Below are 3,753 nucleotides of genomic sequence, written 5' to 3'. Positions count from 1 at the left end.
GCATCGCGGTGCCGGCGGTGAAAGGCTCGGTCCAGGCGATCCTGCTGCAAATGGCGGCGGAGCAGCAGTTCGGCCGCTATGATGCGCTCGATCATCTGACGCTGTCGCGCTCGCGTCCCGATGCGATAGTGGCGATGCTGTCGCAGGGCGGCGATGTGGACAGCGATTTCAGCGCCCCGCCCTATCAGTACGAGGCGTTGCAGCATCCCGGCATTCATGCGGCGACCGATTCGCCGCGGATTTTCGGCGGCCCGCTGTCGAACGGCATCGTCTATCTGACCGAACGCTTTCACGATACCAGCCCGGAGCTGGTCGCGGTGCTGAACACGGCGCTGCGCGAGGCGCTGGCGCTGGTGGATCAGGACCGCGCCGCGGCGGCGCAGATGTATTTTGACGTGACGCAGGAAAAGCTCAGCGTGGCGACCATTCTGGCGACCCCGCAGGCGCCGGGCACCAGTTTCACCGCCACTCCGCAGGGCACCATGCGGTTCGCCGGCTTCATGCACCGCACCGGCGTGACCGCCAGTGTGCCGGCGTCCTGGCAGGATGTGTTCTTTCCGCTCGCCTATGACCTGCCGGGGAGCTGACATGGCGGATGCGGATGCCCCCGACCCGGCGCCGCTGCTTCAGGTCGCGGGGGTGACGCTGCGCTACAAGACCGATCGCTTGCAGGTCACGGCGACCTACCGGGTGGACATGGCGGTCCGGCAGTCCGATCGGCTCGTGCTGCTGGGTCCGTCGGGCTGCGGCAAATCCAGCCTGCTGAAGGCGATCGGCGGCTATCTGGCGCCGGTGGAGGGGCATATCACCCTCAAAGGCCGGCCGATCGACCGCCCCGGCCCGGACCGGATGATGGTGTTTCAGGAATTCGACCAGTTGCTGCCGTGGAAAACAGTGCGGCAGAACGTGATGTTCCCGCTGCTGCGCACCGGCCTCAGCCGCGCCGCGGTCGCCGCTCGGGCCGATGCGTATCTGGCCAGGGTGCGGCTCACGCCCTTCGCCGACAGCTACCCGCACACCCTCTCGGGCGGCATGAAGCAGCGTGTCGCCATCGCCCGCGGCATGGCGATGCAGCCGGACGTGCTGCTGATGGACGAACCCTTCGCCGCGCTGGACGCGCTGACCCGCCAGCAGATGCAGGAGGAATTGTTGCAGTTGTGGGCGGACACCCGCTTTACCGTCATTTTCGTCACCCATTCCATCGCCGAGGCGGTGCGGATCGGCACCCGCATCCTGCTGCTGACGCCGCATCCGGGGCGGGTGAAGGCGGCGTTTGATGACGTGGCGGCGGCCGATCCGAAGGCGCTGGAGCGCCAGATCAGCGATCTGCTGTTCGCCGGCACCCCGGCCGCCGCCGCGCCATGACCCGCCCGGTCCCCCCGCCTGCGCCGGACGCGGCCTTCGCCGTGGTGGAGCGCCCGCTTGGCCGCGCCGGGCGGCTGTATCAGTCGGAGCTGGTGCGCACCGTGATCGTGGTGGTGGTGCTGGCGCTGGCCTGGCAGGGCTATGGCCTTTATCTGAACAACCCGCTGCTGTTTCCGACACTGAGCGACACCGCCCGGTCGGTCTGGCAGGAGACGCTGTCGGGCGAATTGCCGGCGCGCACGGCCACCTCGCTGGCGACGCTGCTGAGCGGCTATGCGATCGGCTTCGTGCTGGCGGTGCTGCTGTCGGGGCTGGCGATGAGCGGGCTGCTGGCGCGCAGCTTTCTGACCACTGTCACCGCGATGCTGAACCCGCTGCCGGCGATCGCACTGCTGCCGCTGGCGCTGGTGTGGTTCGGGCTGGGCAGCTCCAGCATCCTGTTCGTGCTGGTGCATTCGGTGCTGTGGCCGCTGGCGCTGAACCTGACCACCGGGTTCCGCGCGGTGCCGGTGGTGATGGGCATGGTGGGGCGCAATTACGGGCTGACCGGCTGGCGCTATGCGCTGCATATCCTGGTGCCGGCGGCCTTCCCCAGCATCCTGTCCGGCCTCAAGATCGGCTGGGCGTTTGCGTGGCGGACGCTGCTGGCGGCCGAGCTCGTGTTCGGCGTCAGTTCCGGCAGCGGCGGCATCGGCTGGTTCATCTATGAGCGCAAGAACGAGCTTGATATTCCGGCCGTGTTCGCGGGCCTGCTGACGGTGATTATCATCGGCCTGCTGGTGGAACATCTGGTGTTCCGTGTCATCGAGGCGCGCACCGTCCGGCGCTGGGGGATGCAGAGTTGAGCATGGCCGATTGGGCAGAGAGACTCTGTCTCGTTGGAGTCTGGCACTACAGTTGCATTTCCTGACGGGTTCTGGATCAATGGGCAGCCATGGTTCAGAACCTGATGACTGGTGGCGCATCGATTGAGGACACCCTGGCGCTGTGGGCGTCGTCGTTACGGGAGGCGAAGCGCCGCAGCCGCCCGCTGTTCACGCAAGATCGTGCAGCGGCACCGGCAGGTCAATTCCTCGATGCTGTGCCGGGCAACGAGCCCCGCAAGACGGGCTGGATGCGCGCTGAGGCAGCGGGCGATGGCGGGCCCTGGCGACAACAGGCCTGGCCGGGTCGCGGACGATGGGATGCCGGCGCTCTGCGCGACATCGTCCGCGGCCACGCCGCCGAGCATCCGGGCGATGACGGCGCGATCCTGGTGATTGATGAAACGGGCTTTCTCAGGCAGGGCAAAGCCTCGTGCGGCGTGGGACGGCAATGCACGGGGCCGGCTGGCAGGATCAGCAACCGCCGGATCGGGGTGTTCGCATCCTGTGTGCCGGGCAAGGGCCACGCCTTTATCGACCGTGCGCTCTGCCTGCCCAAAGCCCGGACGCCTGATCCGGACCGGCTGACAGCCGCCGATGTGCCGGAGATTGTGGCGTTTGCCACCAGGCCGAGGCTGGCGGTGGGCATGGTCGCGGGGGCGATCGCGGCCGGTGTTCCGTTCGCCTGGGTGGCCGCCGGCAGCGTGTCTGGCGCAGGCGAACCCGGGGCGGCGCTGCGCCGTGCCGGCAAAGGCTGCGTCCTGGGCGTCAACGCCAACCACTGGTTCGGGTCATGGAACGCCGGGATCGTTGTCGCAGGCGAAGCCAAAGACATTGCCGGGGCTCTGCCCGCCGGGTTCTGGAAGCGCCTGCCGGCCGGTCATGGCACGAAGGGGGAGCGGCTCTGTGACCGGGCTTGCTGCCCGCTGGCCGATCCCGATGCTGCCGAATTCGACGCCCCGGTTCCAGGCCTGTGGACCCGCGGCATGCTGATCCGGCGCAGCCTCGCCGATGGCGAACTCGCCTGCTTCACCCCCTGGTGCCCCGGAGGAACTCCCATCGAGACGCTGGTCCGGGTCGAGGGCGCACGCTGGCGTGTCGGGGAAGGCTTCGGGACCGCCAGGAACGAACCCGGCCTCGACCATAGCGAAAGCCGCTCCTGGCATGGCCGGCACCGGCACGTCTCCCCCGTCATGCCCGCCTGTGCCGTCATGACAACTGTCCGATACCAGGCCAGCGCCATGACGCCGAAAAAACCGTCGCCACCATCGCGGCAACGCTTGTCCGGTGGTCGGTTCAGGAAATCCGGCGTCTCGCACTGAAGCTCGCACCACGCCGAATCCCAACCTCATTTATCCCAACCTCATTTATCCCAACCTCATTTATCCCAACCTCATTTATCCCAACCTCATTTATCATCGCATGGTCCAGGTTCCGCCGGGCACACCAGGCAGAAGCACGGCGATCCCACCTTAAATTAAAAATGCAACTGTAGTGCTAGACGGCAATGACACCGTTTCAATCG

3 protein-coding genes and 1 pseudogene are annotated in these 3,753 nt (G+C 67.1%); all 4 read left to right on the top strand.

Annotated features, from left to right (window positions below; genetic code table 11):
* Nucleotides 1-587, top strand: a 587-nt coding sequence (locus ACYDAT_RS15770) for a substrate-binding domain-containing protein (protein ID WP_461451357.1), incomplete at its 5' end; no start/stop codon positions are given.
* Nucleotide 588: 1 nt separating this feature from the next.
* A pseudogene (locus ACYDAT_RS15765) lies at nucleotides 589-1,269 on the top strand (ABC transporter ATP-binding protein); the annotation flags it as partial.
* Nucleotides 1,270-1,361: 92 nt separating this feature from the next.
* The gene (locus tag ACYDAT_RS15760) at nucleotides 1,362-2,210 is read left to right on the top strand and encodes an ABC transporter permease (protein WP_461451355.1); all 849 of its coding nucleotides are present in this window, start codon (nucleotides 1,362-1,364) and stop codon (nucleotides 2,208-2,210) included.
* A gap of 89 nt (nucleotides 2,211-2,299) precedes the next feature.
* Nucleotides 2,300-3,550 (top strand): IS701 family transposase, encoded by a 1,251-nt coding sequence (locus ACYDAT_RS15755; protein ID WP_461451353.1) that lies wholly within the window; start codon nucleotides 2,300-2,302, stop codon nucleotides 3,548-3,550.
* Nucleotides 3,551-3,753: the final 203 nt, after the last annotated feature.

Source organism: Metallibacterium sp. (assembly GCF_054637675.1).
This window is presented reverse-complemented; position numbering and strand designations above follow the sequence as displayed.

What these genes read in the sequence shown, in the direction of transcription:
- ACYDAT_RS15760 (WP_461451355.1), top strand. Translation starts at nt 1,362, where the DNA reads ATGACCCGCCCGGTCCCCCCGCCTGCGCCGGACGCGGCCTTCGCCGTG.
- ACYDAT_RS15755 (WP_461451353.1), top strand. Translation starts at nt 2,300, where the DNA reads ATGGTTCAGAACCTGATGACTGGTGGCGCATCGATTGAGGACACCCTG.